General features: G+C 62.2%; 5 protein-coding genes. All 5 read right to left on the bottom strand.

The features are described from left to right. Nucleotides 1-86: 86 nt before the first annotated feature. The gene (locus tag QZY07_RS08515; protein WP_295401555.1) at nucleotides 87-641 is read right to left on the bottom strand and encodes a hypothetical protein; all 555 of its coding nucleotides are present in this window, start codon (nucleotides 639-641) and stop codon (nucleotides 87-89) included. Nucleotides 642-730: 89 nt separating this feature from the next. Next, nucleotides 731-1,165, bottom strand: coding sequence for a hypothetical protein (locus QZY07_RS08510; protein ID WP_295401554.1), 435 nt, complete (start codon nucleotides 1,163-1,165; stop codon nucleotides 731-733). A gap of 280 nt (nucleotides 1,166-1,445) precedes the next feature. Then, on the bottom strand, nucleotides 1,446-1,568 hold the full coding sequence (locus QZY07_RS08505; protein ID WP_295401553.1) for a hypothetical protein: 123 nt from the start codon (nucleotides 1,566-1,568) through the stop codon (nucleotides 1,446-1,448). A gap of 45 nt (nucleotides 1,569-1,613) precedes the next feature. Then, nucleotides 1,614-2,231, bottom strand: a complete 618-nt coding sequence (locus tag QZY07_RS08500) for an N-6 DNA methylase (protein WP_295401552.1) — start codon at nucleotides 2,229-2,231, stop codon at nucleotides 1,614-1,616. Next, the coding region (locus tag QZY07_RS08495; RefSeq protein ID WP_295401551.1) for a hypothetical protein at nucleotides 2,228-2,410 on the bottom strand (183 nt) is incomplete at its 5' end. The genes QZY07_RS08500 and QZY07_RS08495, both read right to left, overlap by 4 nt.

The following is a 2,410-nucleotide window of genomic DNA, read 5'->3' as shown; positions in this document are numbered from 1 at the left end:
GACGTACCCCTTGCGGGGAGACGCTTCCCGCCAGGGTGAGAGGTGTTGGCCTTCCCGATCGGGAAGGCGTCAAACTGGCCGACGAACTAGCCGACCTGAACCGTCGTCAACCACGCATCCAGCTTGTTTCCGTATCGTGCACAGAAGGCTTGCGCCTCCTCGGTCTCCGGCGTCGACAAGCCGGCTGCCCGCGCCAACAGCACGAGGCGGAACAAGGCGTCCGACGCCAGAAAGCTGAAGCGGCGTTTGTCTGCTTCGACCCAGACGATCAGGCCGAGAGCGTTTTTCGTCGTTGCGCTCCCGAGCACATCGAGCACATCCGGTTGATTGATGATGAGATTTTCCAGCCAATCGGCGTCGATCCCATCGCTCACGGGACTGGTCGGGAGGAGCGATTCCCGCGCCTTCACGACCACGTTTTCGAGCAGTTCGGCATGGTCGAAACTCGGTGCTGGGATGTCGCGTTTTTCAACCAGCCAACAGGGATGATTGAATTCGATGAACCAGGAATCGGCTTCGCGCTCCCAATCGAGCTGGCGGTTGTGTTGTTTCGCGAAGGCGAGCGCCTCGTCTTCGGAGGCCGCCGTCACGGTGACATTGACGCGCACGATCATGTCTTTGCTCACAAGATATTGATTCATCGATAATCTTCCATTCGTCACGGGAAACGCCCCCGCAGGAGTACGTCTCCCATTGGGGGTAAATGCCAGCGATCTGGCGCAGGCGCGGGTCAGCGCGCGCGAATCCGCGAGGGCCGGCGGCGAATGACCCGGACGGTTTCGCCCGGCTCGACATCAGCGGGAAAACCCGCCCGCGACGTGATGCGCAGCAACGAGAGGTGGCAGGGCATCCAGCCGCTCGACCTGGCGACCCAGAACCGCCTGGTTTCGCGGCCCTCTGGGTCGTACACCGCGACCCGGTGCTGCTCCAGCCCAACCAAGGTGGGAACCAGATCGGCCCAACACCGTTGGCCGGTGGCCTGATGATGCTCACGCCCAAGGCGCATGGCCGTGTGGTAAGCCTGAAGATGTTCGTCGCTGCCCAACGGCACGGCGGCACAGGGCAGACCCAACCAGTCAAGCACCTGCCGACGGCGGCGTTCAGCGACGTGATGCCCGATGGTTGAGTAACCGCCGGTCACCTGGATGACATAGAGATCGTTCATACGCTGTCTCCGAAGAAACGAGGAGGCGCATGATTCCCAAGGGGAAGGTGCGATCTCCCCAGGGGGTGAACCAGCGAAGGCTGGCGGGTTGACTGCAAGCACGAGGCTTGCCGATGGTGCGCGCGGTCTTGATGAATCGCCCGCGCAGGCGATGAACGATCTCAACCAGGTGAGATCGCAGGGAAACCTGTCCGCTCAACACACACCCAGCGGGGATGCGGAGGGGACAGGTTCCGGGGCACATTGGCCCCGACATCCATCGCTTCGATCATGCTCTGTCTTAAAACAGCGACCGTTGCTCGCCAACCCGGACTGCGGACGCGGCGGGAATGGCGTTGACGCCGATCGGCATCGGGCCGGACGGCATCGCCTGGTCTTCCAGCGGATCGTCGTGATCCAGCAACCCACGTTCGTTGATTGGTGACCACGCGAGCGACACGATGACGTTTCAGTCTTCGTGCGTGAGCGCGTCGCCCTGGTAGACGTGCACTTCGCCGAGTGCGCCATGGAAGGTCGCGTTGGCCAGCAGTTGCGTCGCGGTCATGGCTGCGCACAGGTGATCGACGTCGATCGCAGTCAAGGCAAACCGTTGCAGGGCACAGACGCCATGGTGGCGTTGCACGCCATCGCATGCCGCCAGCCGCATCACGCCCGACCCGCAGATGGGCTCCATCACGCGAATGAGCCTAACGTCGTTCAGCCGGTCATCCAGTCCGACGAACTGCATCTCGGCCATGCAGGACGCCACGGTTTGTGGCGTAAAGTATTGGCCTAACCAGCGTTGCTGGCCGCTCGAACCGAGTTCCATATCGGTTGGACCCAAAATATCGGTCCAGGGGTGCTCTGCGACCAGCTTGCCGTAGAGGCTCGACAGCGCGTACAGCGCCTCCTGGCGTTCCTCGTCCCAGGGCTGTTGGAGCCGCCGCCCGAAGCCGGCCAGCACGTCCTGGCAAAGGAAGTGCAGCCACTCGTCGGGACGGTCGCGCCGCCCCCGGTTCGCGAGGGTTTCGATTTCGCGCGCGAGGAGACGCGCGGGAGACTGGCGATCTTTGTGAACAGCTTTCATTGGCGGACCTCAAAAAAAGGACCGCCCCCCTGGGGAGCGATCCCATAAGCGCCAACATAGCCGACAAGCCCTTGAAAATCAGTGGAGAGGTGCGATGTGTTAGCTTTTTGCTGCCATGCTCCACGCCCCTCAGCCCGTCGATCTTGCGTTTGAAGCGTTTCTGAAGGAATTGCCACCCG

Origin of the sequence: uncultured Thiocystis sp. (genome assembly GCF_903866365.1) — a bacterium.
GTDB lineage: Bacteria > Pseudomonadota > Gammaproteobacteria > Chromatiales > Chromatiaceae > Chromatium.
Note: the sequence above shows the minus strand (reverse complement) of the source record. Positions and strands in the feature narration are given on the sequence as shown.

What these genes read in the sequence shown, in the direction of transcription:
- QZY07_RS08500 (WP_295401552.1), bottom strand. Translation starts at nt 2,231, where the DNA reads ATGAAAGCTGTTCACAAAGATCGCCAGTCTCCCGCGCGTCTCCTCGCG.
- QZY07_RS08510 (WP_295401554.1), bottom strand. Translation starts at nt 1,165, where the DNA reads ATGAACGATCTCTATGTCATCCAGGTGACCGGCGGTTACTCAACCATC.
- QZY07_RS08515 (WP_295401555.1), bottom strand. Translation starts at nt 641, where the DNA reads ATGAATCAATATCTTGTGAGCAAAGACATGATCGTGCGCGTCAATGTC.